General features: G+C 61.8%; 14 protein-coding genes and 1 pseudogene. 8 read left to right on the top strand and 7 right to left on the bottom strand.

The genetic code is table 11. The features are described 5' to 3' along the window. Positions 1-521: 521 nt before the first annotated feature. Positions 522-959: a hypothetical protein gene (locus tag ACK59Z_RS15055; protein WP_409293350.1), complete on the bottom strand. Its 438-nt coding sequence runs from the start codon at positions 957-959 to the stop codon at positions 522-524. Between ACK59Z_RS15055 and trmL the strand changes: the two genes are divergently transcribed. Next, the gene (trmL, locus tag ACK59Z_RS15050) at positions 958-1,419 is read left to right on the top strand and encodes a tRNA (uridine(34)/cytosine(34)/5-carboxymethylaminomethyluridine(34)-2'-O)-methyltransferase TrmL (RefSeq protein ID WP_003249209.1); all 462 of its coding nucleotides are present in this window, start codon (positions 958-960) and stop codon (positions 1,417-1,419) included. The genes ACK59Z_RS15055 and trmL overlap by 2 nt on opposite strands. A gap of 155 nt (positions 1,420-1,574) precedes the next feature. Here trmL and secB read toward each other — a convergent pair whose 3' ends face one another. From secB to ACK59Z_RS15035, 3 genes are read right to left on the bottom strand one after another with little or no spacing between them, the layout of a single operon-like run. Beyond that, positions 1,575-2,060 (bottom strand): protein-export chaperone SecB, encoded by a 486-nt coding sequence (gene secB / locus ACK59Z_RS15045; RefSeq protein ID WP_003249206.1) that lies wholly within the window; start codon positions 2,058-2,060, stop codon positions 1,575-1,577. A 39-nt stretch (positions 2,061-2,099) separates the two neighbouring features. Then, positions 2,100-2,354, bottom strand: coding sequence for a glutaredoxin 3 (gene grxC / locus ACK59Z_RS15040; protein ID WP_003249204.1), 255 nt, complete (start codon positions 2,352-2,354; stop codon positions 2,100-2,102). A 1-nt stretch (position 2,355) separates the two neighbouring features. Continuing rightward, positions 2,356-2,769 (bottom strand): rhodanese-like domain-containing protein, encoded by a 414-nt coding sequence (locus ACK59Z_RS15035; protein ID WP_054888594.1) that lies wholly within the window; start codon positions 2,767-2,769, stop codon positions 2,356-2,358. A gap of 207 nt (positions 2,770-2,976) precedes the next feature. On the opposite strand from ACK59Z_RS15035, the gene gpmI reads away from it, so the two are divergent. The 4 genes from gpmI to ACK59Z_RS15015 all read left to right on the top strand — a co-directional run bounded on the left by gpmI (position 2,977) and on the right by ACK59Z_RS15015 (position 8,140). After that, entirely contained in the window at positions 2,977-4,512 is a 1,536-nt protein-coding gene (gene gpmI / locus ACK59Z_RS15030) for a 2,3-bisphosphoglycerate-independent phosphoglycerate mutase (RefSeq protein WP_060538655.1), read from the top strand. A gap of 140 nt (positions 4,513-4,652) precedes the next feature. After that, positions 4,653-5,969: a murein hydrolase activator EnvC gene (locus ACK59Z_RS15025; RefSeq protein ID WP_012053937.1), complete on the top strand. Its 1,317-nt coding sequence runs from the start codon at positions 4,653-4,655 to the stop codon at positions 5,967-5,969. 78 nt (positions 5,970-6,047) lie between these two features. Further along, entirely contained in the window at positions 6,048-7,364 is a 1,317-nt protein-coding gene (locus ACK59Z_RS15020; RefSeq protein WP_004576741.1) for a S41 family peptidase, read from the top strand. An 8-nt stretch (positions 7,365-7,372) separates the two neighbouring features. After that, positions 7,373-8,140 (top strand): divergent polysaccharide deacetylase family protein, encoded by a 768-nt coding sequence (locus ACK59Z_RS15015; RefSeq protein ID WP_108190473.1) that lies wholly within the window; start codon positions 7,373-7,375, stop codon positions 8,138-8,140. Between the two features lie 39 nt (positions 8,141-8,179). On the opposite strand, the gene ACK59Z_RS15010 is transcribed toward ACK59Z_RS15015, so the two are convergent. The 3 genes and pseudogenes from ACK59Z_RS15010 to ACK59Z_RS15000 all read right to left on the bottom strand — a co-directional run bounded on the left by ACK59Z_RS15010 (position 8,180) and on the right by ACK59Z_RS15000 (position 14,929). After that, complete coding sequence (locus tag ACK59Z_RS15010; protein WP_409293347.1) at positions 8,180-12,865, bottom strand: dermonecrotic toxin domain-containing protein; 4,686 nt, start codon at positions 12,863-12,865, stop codon at positions 8,180-8,182. A 117-nt stretch (positions 12,866-12,982) separates the two neighbouring features. After that, a complete protein-coding gene (locus tag ACK59Z_RS15005; protein WP_177331254.1) occupies positions 12,983-13,447 on the bottom strand; it encodes a hypothetical protein in 465 nt (154 codons plus the stop codon). Continuing rightward, positions 13,395-14,929: pseudogene (locus ACK59Z_RS15000) on the bottom strand (BCCT family transporter). Before ACK59Z_RS15000 ends, ACK59Z_RS15005 begins: the two are co-directional and overlap by 53 nt. A 532-nt stretch (positions 14,930-15,461) precedes the next feature. On the opposite strand from ACK59Z_RS15000, the gene betI reads away from it, so the two are divergent. From betI to betA, 3 genes are all read left to right on the top strand, one after another. Next, entirely contained in the window at positions 15,462-16,118 is a 657-nt protein-coding gene (betI, locus tag ACK59Z_RS14995) for a transcriptional regulator BetI (RefSeq protein ID WP_014859113.1), read from the top strand. A gap of 39 nt (positions 16,119-16,157) precedes the next feature. Beyond that, positions 16,158-17,630, top strand: a complete 1,473-nt coding sequence (betB, locus tag ACK59Z_RS14990) for a betaine-aldehyde dehydrogenase (protein WP_003249182.1) — start codon at positions 16,158-16,160, stop codon at positions 17,628-17,630. Positions 17,631-17,707: 77 nt separating this feature from the next. Then, positions 17,708-19,405: a choline dehydrogenase gene (gene betA, locus ACK59Z_RS14985; protein WP_108190475.1), complete on the top strand. Its 1,698-nt coding sequence runs from the start codon at positions 17,708-17,710 to the stop codon at positions 19,403-19,405. Positions 19,406-19,437: the final 32 nt, after the last annotated feature.

The following is a 19,437-nucleotide window of genomic DNA, read 5'->3' as shown; positions in this document are numbered from 1 at the left end:
GGATCACCTCTGCCCCCAAGGCTGATGCGATGGACACACATCGCGGTCGTCGTAGGAGCGGGTTCACCCGCGAAGAGGCCGGGCCTGCTGGCCAATCTCCACCTGCCGTTCAGCGTTGCCGCCACCACCGCATTCGCGGGTAAACCCGCTCCTACCCCGACCCTGTGGGAGCGGCCTTGTGTCGCGATGGGGCGCAAAGCGGCCCCAGTCATTTCAGCCTTCTGAATGCACCGTTCCTGTGCCGGCTGCACCTCTCGAAGGCACAAATCCCCTCAAAATCCGGCCAAATCACCCGCTAAGCCCAGTATTCACGGCTTTTGCAAAACTGGCACGCCCCCTGCAATAAGCAATACATCTCCAGTTTCGGGGGCCCTGGTACAGGCAGGCCGGGTGAACCCCTCTTTTATTTGCAGCACCGCCGCTTTTGGGGACCTCGGTACAGGCAGGCCGGGACATCCCCCCTTTATACGCAGCCCCCCTTTTGGGGACCCTGGTACAGGCAGGCCGGGATATCCCCTCTTTTATTCGTGCAGTTTCACTTGCACCCGCCAGCGCCCAGCGTCCTCTGCACCGGCCCATTCGCCGTGCAGGGGGCGCGCGGCCACCACCGTCAACAACAAACCTTCCTTGCTGTGCTGTACCCGCCAGCTCACCGGCTTGCCCTGCAGGCTGAGCTGCCCTTGCTGAGCCTTGCCCTGGGCCTGAAACAGCAACGCCACCGTCCCTTCCACGTTCTCGCCATGCAGCTTGGGCTCTTCGTTGAACCACAGCTCCAGGCCATCCTGCGTCGCTTGCACCTGCTGCAGCTCACGCTCGTCCGGCGTAGTCAGGCGACCGATCATCAGCCCTACCATCAAGCCAACGATCGCCAATGACAGCATCACCCGTGGGAAGGCCTTCGAACCCACGTCCGGTTCAGGGGTAGAATGCCCGTCATCTTCACGTTTGGAGCCGTGCATGTTTCACGTCATCCTTTTTCAACCAGAAATTCCGCCGAATACCGGCAACATCATTCGTCTATGCGCCAACAGCGGCTGTGCCCTGCACCTGATCGAACCCATCAGCTTCGAACTGGATGACAAGCGCCTGCGCCGCGCAGGGCTGGACTACCACGAGTATGCCACGCTCAAGCGCCACGAGAGCCTGGCCGGATGCCTGGAAAGCCTTGGCAACCCACGGTTGTTCGCCTTTACCACCAAGGGCTCGCACCCGTTCCACGAAGTGGCCTTCCAGCCGGGCGACGCCTTCCTGTTCGGGCCAGAGAGCCGCGGGTTGCCGGCCGAGGTGCTGGACAGCCTGCCGGCCGAGCATCGCCTGCGCCTGCCGATGCGGCCGGGGTGCCGTAGCCTGAACCTGTCCAATACGGTGGCGGTGACGGTGTATGAGGCGTGGCGGCAGAACGGGTTTGCCGGGAGCTGATGTGTTGCCTGTGCGGGCCTCTTCGCGGGTAAACCCGCTCCTACAGGGGATTGCGCCGTTCTCTCGGCCTGCGTAGGAGCGGGTTTACCCGCGAAGAGGCCCGCACAGGCAACAAAAAAGCGCCCCGAGAGGCGCTTTCTTGATACCGGCAGTTATTACTGCACAGTCGGCGCTTCACCCGCTTCCTGCATACGCTGCATTTCTTGCGCGTACAGGGCGTCGAAGTTGACCGGCGACAGCATCAGCGCCGGGAACGAACCGCGGGTCACCAGGCTGTCCAGGGCCTCACGGGCATAAGGGAACAGGATGTTCGGGCAGAACGCACCCAGGGTGTGGCTCATCGAAGGCGCATCGAGGTTGGCGATCAGGAAGATACCGGCCTGCTGCACTTCAGCAATGAAGGCCACTTCATCACCGTTCTTGACGGTAACCGACAGGGTCAGCACGACCTCGTGGAAGTCACCTTCCAGGGATTTCTGCTTGGTGTTCAGGTCCAGGGCAACGCTCGGTTCCCAGGTCTGACGGAAGATCTGCGGGCTTTTCGGGGCCTCGAACGACAGGTCGCGCACATAGATGCGCTGCAGGGAGAACTGAGGGCTGTTGTCTTCTGCAGCAGCGCCGTTGGTCTGTTGGTCAGTCATGTCAGATCCTTATCCTAATGTTTTTGAATGCAGTGCAAATCAGGCCGCCAGCAACGCGTCGAGCTTGCCCGCGCGCTCCAGGGCATAGAGGTCATCGCATCCACCGACATGGGTACTGCCGATCCAGATCTGCGGCACCGACGTACGGCCGGCTTTCTGACTCATCTCGGCGCGAACCTGCGGTTTGCCGTCGACCTTGATTTCCTCGAAGGCCACGCCCTTGCTCTCGAGCAGGTACTTGGCACGCATGCAGTAGGGGCAGTAGTCGCTGGAATAGACGATGACAGGCTTCATATCACTTCACCAGGGGCAGGTTATCGGCTTTCCAGCTGGAAACGCCACCGCTCAGTTTGGCGGCGTTGTAACCAGCTTTGAGCAGCTCGCGGCAAATGGTGCCGGACTGCTGGCCCATCGCGTCGACGACGATCAAGGTCTTTTCTTTATGCTTGTCCAGCTCGGTCATGCGGTTGGCCAGCTTGTCCTGCGGGATGTTCACCGCACCGACGATATGACCGGCGGAGTATTCCTTGGCCGGGCGAATGTCGATCACCAGGGCCTTCTCGGCATTGACCAGGGCTGTCAGTTGGCCGTTAGTCAGGCTTTGGCCACCACGACGGATTTCATTGATGAGCAGCAGGACCAGCAGAATGAGGAAGATCGCAACCAGGATGTAGTGATCTGTCGCGAATTGAATCAGGTGAGCAACCATCAGCGGTGTTCCAGGCGATTGAAAATGCCGGCCAGTATACACAGCCCCTTGGTGCCACCAAAGCCCGACGGGCCGGCCACAAAACCACCTTCATGTTGCCACCACAGGTGCGCCGGTCGGTGGAATGGGACGAATATTCGCCGCAGGTGGCGTATTTGCCCTAAAATGCGTGTCTTTATCATCTTTGAACAACCGTGAGTTTGATTGATGACGAGCACGCCCAAACCCTTGGTCCTGATTATCCTGGATGGCTTCGGCCATAGCGATATCCCCGAACACAACGCCATCTTTGCCGCCAATAAACCGGTCTATGACCGCCTGTGCGCCACCCAGCCGCATGGCCTCATTTCCGGCTCGGGCATGGATGTCGGCCTGCCGGACGGGCAGATGGGCAACTCCGAAGTCGGTCATATGAACCTCGGCGCAGGTCGCGTCGTGTATCAGGACTTCACGCGGGTGACCAAGGCCATCCGCGACGGCGAGTTCTTCGAAAACCCGGTACTGACCGGTGCTGTGGACAAGGCAGTCGGTGCTGGCAAGGCCGTGCACATCCTGGGCCTGCTGTCCGATGGTGGTGTACACAGCCACCAGGACCACTTGGTGGCCATGGCCGAACTGGCCGCCCAGCGTGGCGCCGAAAAGATCTACCTGCACGCCTTCCTCGATGGCCGCGACACCCCGCCACGCAGCGCGCAGTCGTCCATCGAACTGCTCGACGCCACCTTCGCCAAACTGGGCAAGGGCCGCATTGCCAGCCTGATCGGCCGCTACTACGCCATGGACCGCGACAATCGCTGGGACCGCGTCAGCGCCGCCTACAACCTCATCGTCGACAGCACTGCCGAGTACACCGCTGACACGGCCCTGGCAGGCCTTGAAGCGGCTTACGCCCGCGACGAAAGCGACGAGTTCGTCAAGGCCACGCGCATTGGCGAAGCCGTCAAGGTCGAAGATGGCGATGCCGTGATTTTCATGAACTTCCGCGCCGACCGCGCTCGCGAACTGTCGCGTGCATTCGTAGAGCCAGACTTTACGGAATTCGCCCGTGCGCGCCTGCCGAAGATGGCGGCGTACATCGGCCTGACCCAGTATTCGGCGAAGATCCCGGCACCGGCAGCCTTTGCCCCGTCCAGCCTGAACAACGTGCTGGGCGAATACCTGGCGAAAAACGGCAAGACCCAGCTGCGCATCGCCGAAACCGAGAAATACGCCCACGTCACCTTCTTCTTCTCGGGTGGCCGTGAAGAGCCGTTCGAAGGCGAAGAACGCATCCTGATCCCGTCGCCGAAGGTCGCCACCTATGACCTGCAACCGGAAATGAGCGCACCAGAGGTGACCGATCGCATCGTCGAAGCCATCGAACAGCAGCGCTTCGACGTCATCGTGGTCAACTACGCCAACGGCGACATGGTCGGCCACACCGGCGTGTTCGAGGCGGCGGTCAAGGCCGTCGAAGCACTGGATACCTGTGTAGGGCGCATTGTCGATGCACTGGACAAGGTCGGCGGCGAGGCCCTGATCACCGCTGACCACGGCAACGTCGAGCAGATGGAAGACGAGTGCACCGGCCAGGCGCACACCGCGCACACGACCGAGCCGGTACCGTTCATCTATGTGGGCAAGCGCAACGTGAAAGTGCGTGAAGGCGGCGTGCTGGCAGACGTGGCGCCGACCATGCTGAAGCTGCTTGGGCTGGAAAAGCCGGTGGAAATGACCGGTACCTCGATTCTGGTCGACGCCTGAATGTCGAAAGGGGCTGCGTTGCAGCCCCAATTGCACATGAATTCCAGACAAACGCCCCCCTGCATCCGCAGCGAGGCGTTTTTTTTGCCTGCCCAGGCGGGCATACTAGACCAGTCTCCATCCTTGGTACGCCAAACCCCATGCTTCGCGCCCTGATCCTCCTAGCCCTGTCTTGCCTGCTCAGCCCGGCCTTCGCCGATGAGCGTGCGCAGACCCAGCAGCAACTGGATGCCACCCGCCAGGACATTGCCGAGCTCAAGAAAACGCTGAGCAAGCTCCAGGAAGAAAAGGCAGGTGTGCAAAAAGACCTCAAAGCCACCGAAACCGACATCGGCAACCTCGAAAAGCAGGTGGAGGCCCTGCAGCAAGAACTAAAAAAGACTGAAGGCGAGCTGGAGCGCCTTGATACCGAGAAAAAAAAACTCCAGAGCGCCCGCGTTGAACAACAACGACTGATCGCCATTCAGGCCCGTTCGGCTTACCAGAACAACGGTCGCGAGGAATACCTCAAGCTGCTGCTCAACCAGCAGAACCCCGAGAAATTCGCCCGCACCCTCACCTATTACGACTACCTGAGCAAGGCGCGCCTGGAGCAATTGCGCACCTTCAACGAGACCTTGCGCCAACTGGCCAACGTCGAACAGGAAATTTCCAGCCAGCAACAACAACTGCTGGCCCAGCGCACCGACCTCGATAGCCGCCGCCAGGCCCTGGAAACCGAGCGCGCCAAGCGCCAGCAGGTACTGGCAAAGCTCAACAGCGATGTAAAAGACCGCGATCAGAAGCTGCAAGCGCGCGAACAGGACCAGGCCGACCTGGCCAAAGTCCTGAAGACCATCGAGGAAACCCTCGCCCGCCAGGCGCGTGAAGCTGAAGAGGCACGCAAGAAGGCCCTGCTGGCACAGCAGGAAGCAGAAAAACGCCGCCAGCAGGAAGCGCTGGCCGCCGCCGCTGCCCGCGACCGGGCCCGTGAGCCCGCAGAGCCAGTGGAACCGCCGAAAAAGGCCCGCACCACCCTCGGGCCGATGGTTTCCAGCGATGGCGCGAACTACGGCGGCGCATTTTCTGCTGCGCGGGGCAAACTTCCATGGCCAGTCAATGGTCGATTGCTGGCACGCTTCGGTGATGCCCGCGGTAGCGACGCTCGTGCCAAGTGGGACGGGGTTATGATCAGCGCCAACCCAGGCACCCAGGTACGTGCCGTGCACGGCGGGCGTGTGGTATTCGCGGACTGGTTGCGCGGCGCCGGGCTTCTGGTCATTCTCGACCATGGCAACGGTTACCTGAGCCTGTACGGCCACAACCAGAGCCTGCTCAAGAATGCCGGTGATATCGTCAAGGCCGGTGAAGCCATTTCCACCGTTGGCGACAGCGGTGGCCAGGACGCGGCAGGCTTGTATTTCGCTATCCGCCAGCAAGGCCGGCCTGCCGACCCTTCGCAGTGGTGCCGTGGCTAGTCAAATTTCTACGGCGCAGCTTGAGTGCTGCGCCGATGCTCCCCAGGGAGCGCTTACAGGATCAGGAGTTCGTTCGACATGCTGCACTCGCCTCGTCTCACCCAGCTGGCCCTGTCCATCGCCCTGGCGGTCGGCGCGCCCCTGGCCACCGCCGCAGAGCCGGCCAAGGCCGCCGCAGTGCCAGCCACCGAGGTGACCGCCAAGGCGCCACTGCCGCTGGAAGAACTGCGCACCTTCGCCGAGGTCCTGGACCGCATCAAGGCCGCCTACGTCGAACCGGTAGACGACAAGACCCTGCTGGAAAACGCCATCAAGGGCATGCTCAGCAACCTTGACCCGCATTCGGCCTACCTTGGCCCCGAGGACTTCCAGGAGCTGCAGGAAAGCACCAGCGGCGAGTTCGGCGGGCTGGGTATTGAAGTAGGCCAGGAAGACGGCTTCATCAAGGTGGTTTCGCCAATCGACGACACCCCAGCCTCGCGGGCCGGCGTGCAGGCTGGTGACTTGATCGTCAAGATCAACGGCGCCCCGACCCGCGGCCAGACCATGACCGAAGCGGTCGACAAGATGCGCGGCAAGGTCGGCGAGAAAATCACCCTAACCTTGGTACGCGACGGCGGCAACCCGTTCGACGTGAACCTGACCCGTGCAGTCATTCAGGTCAAGAGCGTGAAGAGCCAGCTGCTGGAGAACGATTACGGCTACATCCGTATCACCCAGTTCCAGGTCAAGACCGGTGACGAAGTGGGCAAGGCCCTGGCCAAGCTGCGCAAGGACAACGGCAAGAAGCTGCGCGGGGTGGTGCTGGACCTGCGCAACAACCCAGGCGGCGTGTTGCAGTCGGCAGTGGAAGTGGCCGACCACTTCCTGACCAAAGGTCTGATCGTCTACACCAAGGGCCGCATCGCCAACTCCGAGCTGCGTTTCTCGGCCGACCCGGCCGATGCCAGCGCAGGCGTGCCGCTGGTGGTACTGATCAACGGTGGCAGTGCATCGGCATCGGAAATTGTCGCCGGCGCCCTGCAGGACCAGAAGCGCGCCGTGCTGATGGGCACCGACAGTTTCGGCAAAGGCTCGGTGCAGACCGTGCTGCCACTGGCCAACGACCGCGCCCTGAAGCTCACCACTGCGCTGTACTACACCCCCAACGGCCGCTCGATCCAGGCTCAGGGCATTGTCCCGGACATCGAGGTGCGCCCGGCCAAGCTCACCGCCGAAGCCGACACCGAAAACTTCAAGGAAGCCGACCTGCAGGGCCACCTGGGCAACGGCAACGGCGGCGCCGACCGCCCGACCGGCAGCAGCAAGCGCAAGGAGCGCCCGCAGGATGACGACTTCCAGCTGAGCCAGGCACTGAGCCTGCTCAAGGGCCTGAACATCACCAAGGGCGACTGATCCACCCTATGCGTTATCTGCTGTGTCTGTTGTTTTGCCTGATGGCCGGAATCGCGCAAGCGGCGCCGGCCAACAAGGCCTACATGAGCATCATCATCGACGACCTGGGCCAGAGCCCCGAGCGTGACAGCCGTACCCTGGCCCTGCCCGGGCCGGTGACCATGGCGATCATGCCCGACACCCCGCATGCCACCGACTTTGCCCGCCAGGCGCACAAGGCCGGCAAGACGGTGATCTTGCACATGCCCATGGACCCGGCCACCGGGCCCTATGCCTGGCACCCGGGCATCGCCATCGAAGAGCTGGCGCGGCGCCTGGACGCAGCATTGGTCAAGGTGCCCTACGCCGCCGGCATCAACAACCACATGGGCAGCCGCATGACCGCACAGCGTGAACCCATGGCGTGGTTGATGGGTGAGCTGCAGCGGCGCCATCTGTTCTTTGTCGACAGCCGCACCAGTGCCGCCACGGTCGCCGCAGCCGAGGCTCAAGCACACGATGTCGCGCATGTGTCACGGGATGTATTTCTGGATGACGTGCGCACGCCGGAAGCCATCGACGCTCAGCTGCAACAGGGTATTGTACTGGCCCGCAAGCAAGGCTCGGCCGTATTGATCGGCCACCCCTACCCGCAGACGCTAGCGGTACTGGAAAGTCAAATTCCACGGCTCAAGCAATTGGGGATCGAACTGGTCACGCTGCCACAGATGATCGCCACACGTGGCAACCAGGCCATGCCTGCACACGGCAAGCATGGCCGTTACAGCAACCGCTAACATTCGCTGATCGCGGCGCTGGGCCACCCGGGCGAAGGTTCAGAGGTTGAACGGAATGACATCCTTGGCCTGTGCGTAGGTCAGGTTACCCCGATAAATGCTCAGTACCTGCCCCTCGCTCGCCGCCTTCATTTGCTCGCGATACCCCATCTTGCGCTGGCTCCACAGCTTGAGATGGCCTTTGCCAAACGCCGTCGGCGCCGCCTGCGAGTCGGCAAAATGGAAATGTGCGGCCCATAAGGGTTTACCTCGCCCCTCACCGGGAGCACGCAACAGGCTGATCCGGTACTCGTCCAGATAGCCATCGGAGACCACCTGCCGAGGCCCGACATATTCCACGGCGAGCAGCCCCTGTTGATGGAGAAAATTGAGCCCTCTGGAACCTGGATAGCGCGTCTTGCTGTAAAGCGCTACCAAACAGTCGCGGCGGGCCTGACGCAACTGAATCAACGCATCGTCCATGCCCGCCAGCAGCGCGTGCTCGGCGTCGGCATCGCTGAGCTGTTCACGCAGCTCGGCCACTTCGTTGATCTGGCCGTCCAGCATCGACATCAGGCCCATGTCGTCAGCATCCTTGGCAACCAGGGCTCTGGCTTGAGCGATGACATTTTCGTTCTGTGCCAGCATGGCCTCGGCCAGCTCCCGGTTGTTCCTTTCGGACTCCGGCGTAGAAGTCCGCGATGGCTGTTCCGGTTCGCCCGAGGCTACCTCTTCAACCCAGGTGTTTCCCTGTTTCTGGAAGCGATGCAACGCGCTCTTGTTGAAAGCCGCTACAACTTGCAGCACAGCCTGCCCCTCGACCACCGATTCGCTGCCAATGACTATCTGACCAGCCCGCGTATGGGCCACCTGCAGGCTCTTTCGTGAATAAACCGCACGACGTGTGCCACGGACCTGCCCGTCCGCCTGCTCGCGCATGGCCTCGACCAACGCCTCACCGGCTATGGTTTTCAGTTCCACCATCTGTTGCTTGTAGGCCTCAAGGCGCTGGACATCGATGAGCTTGCTGCCGAGTGTCTTGATCCGTTCGGCGTTGAGAATCGCCGCGAGGTATTCGTCCCACGCACTTTGCAGCACCTCGATTCGTTCGGCGACAGGCAAGTCACAGAACATCAGCAGATGATGCGTTTGTGCGGCCACCCGCAGACGCTGACTGGCGAGCGCATGGCGGAAGATCATGTAGTGCTGGGTAGGCGTGCCTTTGTGCCACTGCAGGGCCAGCTCGACCAGGCCCATGGCCTGGAAAAACCGGATGTTGATCGTGGTCGTCTTACGGCTCGCGATAATGCTCGAGACGGTCAGAGTGGAATTGATGTAAGGCACTTGCATGTCGATATCGGTGATGGCCAACAGGCGATCCAGCTGGCTGGAGACATTGATGATCCTGGGCTGCTCTTCAAGCAACTTCTCCAACATCGTCCGGAACCTGGCATACAACTCGGCCTGTTTCTCTGGCGGTGCGTCATTGAGCGCATTGGTGAGTTGGTCGTATTCCCTGAACCCACCCAAGGCCAGGAGCTCATCAATGAAGAACATGCCAAAGCTGATCAGGTTCTTGCGGACCTGGCCCAAGAGTATCCGTTGATCTCTCACGCTGCCGACGTGCGTCGAGGCGCTCGACTTGTCAAGCACGTAGGTAATGTTGCGTTCGGCCTCGAGATAACCAAGGAACAATCTCTCGTTCAAGGGCAGGCGCTGGTTGCGCAGCGTATTCGTCTGCTCTTGCAACTGCTGGAACTTGAGCTTGAACAACGCGGTAGCCTGCTCGAATTGCGCACGTTCGTCTGGGTCGGTGGGTGGCGCCTTTTGCAACCGTTCCTCGACTTTCCTTACCGGATCACGCAAACCGACAATCTGCTCGCTCAACGCGTTGAAATCCTCCGTGGCAGCCTCCGCGGTCAAGATAAGCCGCTCTATCTCGGCCTGAGCCTTGGCGATCGGTCCGCTAAGCTTCTTGCGCAGTCGCTCGCGGGCCAACTCGCCGGAGCGATCATTGCCACCGTGCAAGCGCGAATTATTGAGGCGCCAGACATCGCCGTCGCGCATCAGGTAGGGCCCAACCGTGCCGTCCGGACCGATGATGCGAAACGCTGCGTTATCAAGGCTGACTCGGTAGACATTACCGTCCAAAGACACGTAGAAATCATCCCCAATCCGCACCAGCCCCGCAGCCACGCCCTGCGTCTGCGGTTCACGCCCCTCCAGCGAAACGCTGGCCGCCAACGCCCGCATTTGGCCGCGCTGGGCACTCGACAGGCCGTTGAGCCCCCCAGCCCCACGCCAGGAAAAGTCGAGGTGGGTGTTGGCCATCGCCTGCAGGCTGTCGACCGAGACGCTGGGCTCCCGCGTCGCGGTGGAAAGGTTCGCCAACTCGATCCCATTGCCTGCAGCAGGCCCCTGGAGCAGCGATGGCGGCAGGTCGCCAGAGACGGGCGGCGCTGCCAGTTTCGGCGTCTGCAGGTGTATCAGCGCCAGCAGGGTGTTGTTCAGCACATCGACCATCGCCTGGATGCGCTCGTCGAAATGCGAACTGGCCAGGCCATGCACATCGTTGATCAAGCTGCGCATGCCGATGTAGAGCCAGGCAACCGAGGTGAGCGGCCCCGGTAACACCGGAAACACGACATTCAGCAGTTCCCAGGAAAATGCCGTGACCAGCCGCCAGCGCACCTCGCTGTTGCTCATGGCGCTGCGATCCGCCAGCTCCAGCAACATCCGGCCCTTGGCTTCGAACATTTGCCGATCCACATCCTGCGCCCAGAATTGCAGCGCCAACTGAACAGGCTGCGGTTTCTCCGGGAGGGTGTAAGGGTCGAGCAGCCATTGGGGCAGGTGCGGCTCCCGGAAGCCGCCATTGTCGTAGACCGCGCGCTGAGCTTGCTCGATCCACAGCAGCACGCTGTCCTGCAACGCCCCCGGGCGGCTGATCGCATCCAACAGTGCCTGAGCGCTGCCGAACTGAATCAGCGCCTTTTCGGTGTACAGCGGGCAGTACAACAGATGAACACCCAACTCGATGATTTCGATCACGTAGAAACCATGCGCCACGTCGACCCTCTCTGATGTCGGCGAGCGTTTGAACGCAAGCGGTGCAATCCGCACAGCGGCTGCACCTTCTTGGCCGCTACGGCAGAATTCTGCCAGGGCGCCGTAGGCGAACTTGTCGAGCCGTTTGACGGCACGCGCCCGCGCAGCATCGAACATCAGGGTGATACGCCAGCGTATGGCAAATGCCGAGATGTGTTCGGCCCGGCTCGCCGAGCGATCGATCATCGACTGTACATGACGTGGATAACTGCCGCCGATGTCGACTCGCTGTACCAGCTCACGGACGTAATCAATGGTCATCCACTTCATGATCAGCTGGTTTTCACGGTGCGCGATGTGTGTCACCACCCCTCCTGCGGTGGCATCCAGGCGGCCGATCGCCAACTGCGTCAAAGTCAGCTTCTTGTCGCCGGTCTTCTGGCCGAAGCCCAGCCCGTGACCGTCACTGACAAAGCGCTCGACAGTGAGGATAAGGTCATCAGGAAAGTAATTGGCGTCCACCGGGTGGTCATGCAGCATCTCCTCGCGCAGGCGCGTCGCCGCATAGGTGTGCAAGTCCGGCAGACCGTCCTGAATGCCCTGGGCTGGGGTGCGCTGTTGCAGTAGCGACAAGTCGAGCATGGCTTGTAGGTAGGCGGTCTGGCTATCCGTATCGGCTCGCGACAGGCCCTTGGGAAGCGCCAAGCCCAGCCCACCGGAGCCATAGTCACTGAACTCGGCAAAAAAGGACGCGGGGTCGCAGGCCACATGGCAGTAATGCTCCAGTTGGTCGACGCTGTCGATCGCACTCCAGCGCAGGCGGGCCACGCGCTCGAGCAAGATTTCCAGCAACAAGGCGCTGTACAGGGCGAAAGCGTCGCCCTCCACCGTCAGGCCTTGCCAGCTCAACTCATCAAACCGGTAACGTCCCGCCATCTGCATTTGCAACGCCGAGCCGAACGCAGCCTGGGCGTCAAAACTGCGGACCAGGCCTTCGGGAGAACACCAGAGTGTCAGTTCGCGAACCTCACTGGAGGCGGTAATCAGCAAGCCGGGCAACAGCTCATGGAAAGTGTCTTCGCCCTCACGTAATGCAACCCGCACCAGCTGCACATCGAGCCCGGTACGGTTGCCCATCATCAGGTCACGTAGCAGCTTGCGTTGTTCGTCGTCCAGCGCTTCGTCTTTCAGGCCATCGAGCAGGTTGGCGCGCAACAACTGCTGCAACCACAGGTCCCGGTCGATCGTGGCGTCGCCGTTCCAATAGTCGATCTGCGCTTGCTGGAAGTGCCAAAGCAGCATTGGCAGCAACGCGTTGAGGCCATCGGTCAGGCGCGCGGGCTCGATCAAATCGCCCTCAGCCGTTTCGAAGCTCGACTCGATGGCGAAAAAGCGCCGAGGCGGGTTCAGGCTAAGGCGGTAGTCACCCGCTGGGGTGAGGTCCAGTGGTTTAGCCGCAAGCAGGGCCTGCAGCACAACATCCACCAGCGGCTGAGGGTGCCAGACACCATCCGGTTGCAGGGACATCAGGTACAACGGTACAGCCGAGGTCATTTCAGGGCGATGCATGCCAACCAGAGGATAGTGCTCCAGGATCACCTTCATGATCTGTTCACCTGCGACCTGGCGGAATGTAGGACGGCTGGCGAACTGGGCGGCGACTGCGTGATTGAGGTTGTGCGCGTGAGTGGCGGGCATGACCAGGACTCGTTGTGGAATGAACCACAAAGCGTCCTGGAGATGTTATCGAATGAGGTGCTACATATTGCTGCTGGCAAGCCGCGACACCTGGCAGTGCGGCGGCCTGCCGGGAAGTCAGCTATAGACGCGGCCAAGCACCTGGCGATGGCTCTCGAACTGATCGAGCACATCACGCACGATCTGGTCTGGGGCAAAGCCCATCAGGTCGTACTCCTGACTGCCGTCATGCAGGTAGACCTCGGCGCGGTAGAAGCGCTGGCGCAGTTCAGGCTCACCCTCGACCGGCGGCTCGCTCGACGCGGCCATATAGCCGTCAAGGCTCACTTCGTAGACGAAAGGGTTGCCTTCTTCCATCATCACCCGCAAGCCCATCAGGTTGCGCGACTGGCCAACGCGGGTTTCCACCTCGAAGCCCTGCGTCTGCAGCTGTGCAGCGGCTTCTTTCAACGCCGGGCTGACCTGCTTGTCCATGAAGCGCTGCACCACGGCCTGGGTCGGCTGCAGTTCCAGCTGAGTCAGGCGCTCGCTAAAGCCGCGACGGCCACGGGCGGCCAGTTCGGCGCGCTCCTGCTCGATCACCACGTCCTGCTTCATGGCCTTGTACAGGCCGAACATGAACAGCACCAGCACCACCGAGAATGGCAGGCCCGCCAGCACGACCATGGTCTGCATGGCTTCGAAGTTACCGGCAAACAGCAGGCCGATGGTGACCAGGGTGATCACCACGGACCAGAACACCACCATCCAGTGCGGGGCATCTTCGTCGACCTTGCCGCCTGTGCACGACAGGTTGGCCATCATCACCGCGCCGGAGTCGGCCGGTGTGAGGAACAGCACGAAACCGACGAACACTGCCACACCAATGACGATCTTGGCTGCCGGGAAGTATTCCAGCAGCTGGTAGATCGACATCGATGGCTGTTCCAGCGCAGTCTTGCCCAGCTCCACGGCGCCCTGGTTGATCACCAGGTCCAGTGCGGTATTGCCGAAGATCGACAGCCAGGCCAGGGTGAAGCCCAGCGGGATCAGCAGCACACCCATCACCAGTTGGCGCACGGTGCGCCCCTTGGAAATACGCGCAATGAACATGCCGACGAACGGGCCCCAGGAGATCCACCAGGCCCAGTAGAACACGGTCCACAGGCCCAGCCAGCGCTCCGACTTGCCGGCTTCGCCTTCATACACATAGAGGTCGAAGGTTTTCAGCACGATGCCGTTGAGGTAGTCGCCAACGTTCTGCACGAAGCCGTTGAGCAGGTGCAGGGTCTCGCCGCCCAGCAGCACGAAGATCAACAGGCCACTGAACAGCATGATGTTCAGGTTGGACAGGCGGCGAATACCGTTTTCAACACCCGATACCGCTGCCACGGTAGCCACGCCAGCCATGACCAGGATCACCACCAGCAGGTTGGTCTTGCTGTGGTCCATGCCGAACAGGTATTCCAGGCCGGACGACACCTGCATCGAGCCGATGCCCAAGTTGGTCACCAGGCCCAGCAGGGTGACGAACATGCCGAAGATGTCGACGGCGTTGCCGGCAGCGCCCTTGACCCAACGCTCGCCCACCAGCGGGTACAGCGCCGAACGCAGTGCCAGCGGCTGGTTGTGACGGTAGGCAAAGTAACCCACGGCCAGGCCGACCAGGGCATAGATCGCCCAGCCGTGCAGGCCCCAGTGCAGGAAGGTCAGCTGCAGGCCCTGGCGCGCGGCCTCGAGGCTGGCAGGAGTGCCCTCCGGTGGGTTGAAGTAGTGGTCCAGGGGCTCGGAGGCGCCGAAGTACAGCAGCGAAATACCGATACCGGACGAGAACAGCATGCCGGCCCAGGCGCCGTAGCTGAAGTCAGGCTGGTCGTCCTTGCCACCCAGCTTGAGGCTGCCGTAGTCGGAGAAAGCCAGGTAGACGACGAACAGCAGGTATCCGCAGATGACCAGCATGTAGTACCAGCCAAAGGTGCGCGTCAGCCACTTCTGGGCCACGCCCAGCACCTGGCCGGCAGTTTCGGGTACAGCGATCAGCAAGGCAGTCAGAACAAGGATCATCAGCGCGGAGGTGAAGAACACCACGCGGTTGACCCGTACCCTCTCGGCGGGGGGCTTGGTAAGTGAGGCAGAACTCATTGCACGAATGCTCCGGGCAGTGCGGCTGTGGAGGCTAATCAGTCTTTCCCGAGCAATTGGTGGAATATCCCCACTGCATCAGGTGTTATAAAAGAACCCTGGAAACCGTGATCCCGAATCGATACGTTGCCAAAAACAGACAGGTGGCCTGCTGAAACTGCCACGCCTCAACGGAGGTGCGCGCATTCGTCACAGATCACCCCGCCCGCTCCAAGGGCCTGTCGCAGGGCCAATGGCCGTACGGCAGAATCTGCATTTCGCATCGCTCATGCCCGTCAACACCTTGTATTCCGGGGGTTACGCGATTTCCTGGGGTGTCAATCCGTGCCGTCTCGACCGCCTGAAAAACTGTCAATGGCACAAATTGTCGCAGAGCTTATTCTTTATTGATTGAACGTTCAATCAAAACAAAATAGACTGGCCTTCGCCGAGTCAGCCGCCTGTCGTCTGCTCGCAGGCCTGAGGAGATAGCAAGATGCCCAAGGTCGGTATGCAACCCATCCGGCGCCAGCAGTTGATCGAAGCCACATTGCAGGCGGTCGATCAGGTCGGACTGGGGGACGCCAGCATTGCGCTGATTGCCCGTTTGGCCGGTGTGTCGAACGGCATCATCAGTCACTACTTTCGGGACAAGAACGGCCTGATCGCAGCGACGATGGGTTACATCATGAGCATGCTCAACGAAGGCGTCAGAGCACGTCGCCAGGCCCTGAAAGACGACAGCCCGCGCGCCCACCTGAAAGTGATCATCGAGGGCAACTTCGATGCCAGCCAGGTAAACGGCCCGGCAATGAAAACCTGGTTGGCCTTCTGGGCTTCCAGCATGCACCAGCCCGATTTGCACAGGTTGCAGCGGATCAACGACCACCGCTTGTATTCCAACCTGTGCTGCCAGTTCCGCCGCGCCCTGCCGCTCTACCATGCGCGCAAGGCAGCCCGCGGCCTGGCAGCCCTGATCGACGGTTTGTGGCTGCGTGGCGCCCTGTCGGGTGATGCATTCGACACCGACCAGGCGATACGGATTGCTTACGAATACATGGAACTACAACTGGCCAAGCAGCACACCCTGGGCACAAACGACCAGGCTGCTGACAATGCGCGCAGGGCCCTTGCCAACCCGGCAGGAGCATGACGCGCAAGCCAAACCACACACTGCACTTGCGAGGACACTATGGCCCGTTTCGGAACGCAAAAACTCTACATTGATGGCGCTTACGTCGACGCTGGCAGCGATGCCACTTTTGAAGCCATCAACCCGGCCACCGGCGAAGTCCTCGCCCACGTACAGCGTGCTACCGAGGCAGACGTCGAGAAGGCCGTGGAAAGCGCCGAGCGTGGCCAGAAAGTCTGGGCTGCGATGACTGCCATGCAGCGTTCGCGCATCCTGCGCCGCGCCGTCGACATCCTGCGCGAGCGCAACGATGAGCTGGCCATGCTGGAAACCCTGGACACCGGCAAGTCTTACTCCGAAACCCGCTACGTCGACATCGTCACCGGCGCCGACGTGCTGGAATACTACGCAGGCCTGGTACCGGCCATCGAAGGCGAGCAGATCCCGCTGCGCGAATCGTCCTTCGTCTACACCCGCCGCGAGCCGCTGGGCGTGACCGTGGGTATCGGTGCCTGGAACTACCCGATCCAGATCGCCCTGTGGAAATCTGCCCCGGCCCTGGCCGCTGGCAACGCGATGATCTTCAAACCGTCGGAAGTCACCTCGCTTACCACCCTGAAACTGGCCGAGATCTACACCGAAGCCGGCCTGCCAAACGGCGTGTTCAACGTTCTGACCGGCAGCGGCCGCGAAGTCGGCACCTGGCTGACCGAGCACCCGCGCATCGAAAAAGTGTCCTTCACCGGCGGCACCACCACCGGCAAGAAAGTCATGGCCAGCGCCTCCAGCTCTTCGCTGAAGGAAGTGACCATGGAGCTGGGCGGCAAGTCGCCACTGATCATCTGTGCCGACGCCGACCTGGACAAGGCCGCTGACATCGCCATGATGGCCAACTTCTACAGCTCGGGCCAGGTGTGCACCAACGGCACCCGCGTGTTCATCCCGGCTGAAATGAAGGCGGCCTTCGAAGCCAAGATCGCCGAGCGCGTTGCCCGCATCCGCGTTGGCAACCCGGAAGACGAAAACACCAACTTCGGCCCGCTGGTCAGCTTCCAGCACATGGAAAGCGTGCTGGGCTACATCGCCAAAGGCAAGGAAGAAGGTGCCCGCGTGCTGTGCGGCGGCGAGCGTCTGACTGCCGGTGACTTCGCCAAAGGTGCCTTCGTTGCCCCGACGGTCTTCACCGACTGCACCGACGACATGACCATCGTCAAGGAAGAGATCTTCGGCCCGGTGATGAGCATCCTCACCTACGAAACCGAAGAAGAAGTGATCCGCCGTGCCAACGACACCGACTACGGCCTGGCCGCCGGCGTCTGCACCAACGACATCACCCGCGCCCACCGCATCATCCACAAGCTCGAAGCCGGTATCTGCTGGATCAACGCCTGGGGTGAATCGCCGGCCGAAATGCCGGTAGGTGGCTACAAGCAGTCGGGCGTCGGCCGTGAAAACGGCGTCAGCTCGCTGGCTCAATACACTCGCATCAAGTCGGTCCAGGTCGAGCTGGGCGGCTACAACTCGGTTTTCTGAACCCTGTCTAGCCCCGCCCGTGCCACCGCGCACGGGCGTTCCCGCTCCCCGATCACCGCCAACACGAGGGTACCTTCATGTCCCAAGAATTCGATTACATCATCGTCGGTGCCGGCTCGGCCGGTAACACCCTGGCGACCCGCCTGACCGAAGACGCCGGCGTCACCGTATTGCTGCTGGAAGCCGGTGGCCCCGACTACCGCTTCGACTTCCGCACCCAGATGCCAGCCGCCCTGGCCTTCCCGCTGCAAGGCCGCCGCTACAACTGGGCCTACGAGACCGACCCGGAGCCGTACATGGACGGCCGCCGCATGGAATGTGGCCGTGGCAAGGGCCTGGGTGGCTCGTCGCTGATCAACGGCATGTGCTACATCCGCGGCAACGCCATGGACTTCGACGGCTGGGCAGAACTGCCAGGCCTGGAAGACTGGACCTACCTGGACTGCCTGCCGTACTTCCGCAAGGCCGAAACCCGTGACATCGGCCCGAACGACTACCATGGCGGCGAAGGCCCGGTCAGCGTGACCACGCCGAAAGCCGGCAACAACCCGCTGTTCCATGCCATGGTCGAAGCCGGCGTACAGGCCGGTTACCCACGCACAGAAGACCTCAACGGTTACCAGCAGGAAGGCTTCGGTCCGATGGACCGCACCGTGACCAAGAACGGCCGCCGCTCCAGCACTGCCCGTGGTTACCTGGACCAGGCCAAGAAGCGCCCGAACCTGACCATCGTCACCCACGCCCTCACGGATCGCGTTCTGTTCGACGGCAAGCGCGCCATCGGCGTGACCTACCTGGTCGGCGACAGCGAAGAGCGCGTCGAAGCCCGTGCCCGCAAGGAAGTGATCGTCAGCTCCGGGGCCATCGCCTCGCCGCAACTGCTGCAGCGCTCCGGCGTCGGCCCGCGCGCCCTGCTGGAAAGCCTCGACATCCCAGTGGTCCACGACCTGCCGGGCGTTGGCGAAAACCTGCAGGACCACCTGGAACTGTACCTGCAGTACGCCTGCACCCAGCCGGTTTCGCTATACCCGTCGCTGCTGTGGTGGAACCAGCCGGCGATCGGTGCCGAGTGGATGTTCAACGGCACCGGTATCGGCGCCAGCAACCAGTTCGAGGCCGGGGGTTTCATCCGGACTCGTCCGGAATTCAAGTGGCCGAACATCCAGTACCACTTCCTGCCGGTTGCGATTAACTACAACGGCTCCAATGGCGTGAAGGAACATGGCTTCCAGGCGCACATGGGCTCCATGCGCTCGCCTGCCCGTGGCCGCATCCAGGCCAAGTCGAAAGACCCGCGCCAGCACCCGAGCATCCTGTTCAACTACATGTCCACCGAGCAGGACTGGCAGGAATTCCGTGACGGCATTCGCCTGACCCGTGAAATCATGGCCCAGCCGGCGCTGGACCCGTACCGTGGCCGCGAAATCAGCCCAGGCGCCGACGTGCAAACCGACGAACAGCTGGACAAGTTCATCCGCGAGCACGCCGAAACTGCCTTCCACCCGTCCTGCTCGTGCAAGATGGGCACCGACGACATGGCGGTGGTCGACGGCGAAGGCCGCGTGCACGGCATGAAGGGCCTGCGCGTGGTCGATGCCTCGATCATGCCGCTGATCATCACCGGCAACCTCAACGCCACCACGATCATGATCGCCGAGAAGATTTCGGACAAGATCCGTGGCCGCAAGCCACTGCCGCGCAGCACCGCCAAGTACTACGTGGCGGGCGATGCGCCAGTGAAAGGCAAGCCGATGCGTGAAGTGAAGCAGGGCTGAGGCCTTGATCAGGGGCCGCTCAGCGGCCCCTT

It is taken from the genome of Pseudomonas sp. KCJK9058 (genome assembly GCF_046230975.1).
GTDB classification, from domain to species: domain Bacteria; phylum Pseudomonadota; class Gammaproteobacteria; order Pseudomonadales; family Pseudomonadaceae; genus Aquipseudomonas; species Aquipseudomonas alloputida.
The sequence above is the reverse complement of the archived record's forward strand: the minus strand, read 5'-3'. Positions and strand labels throughout refer to the sequence as shown.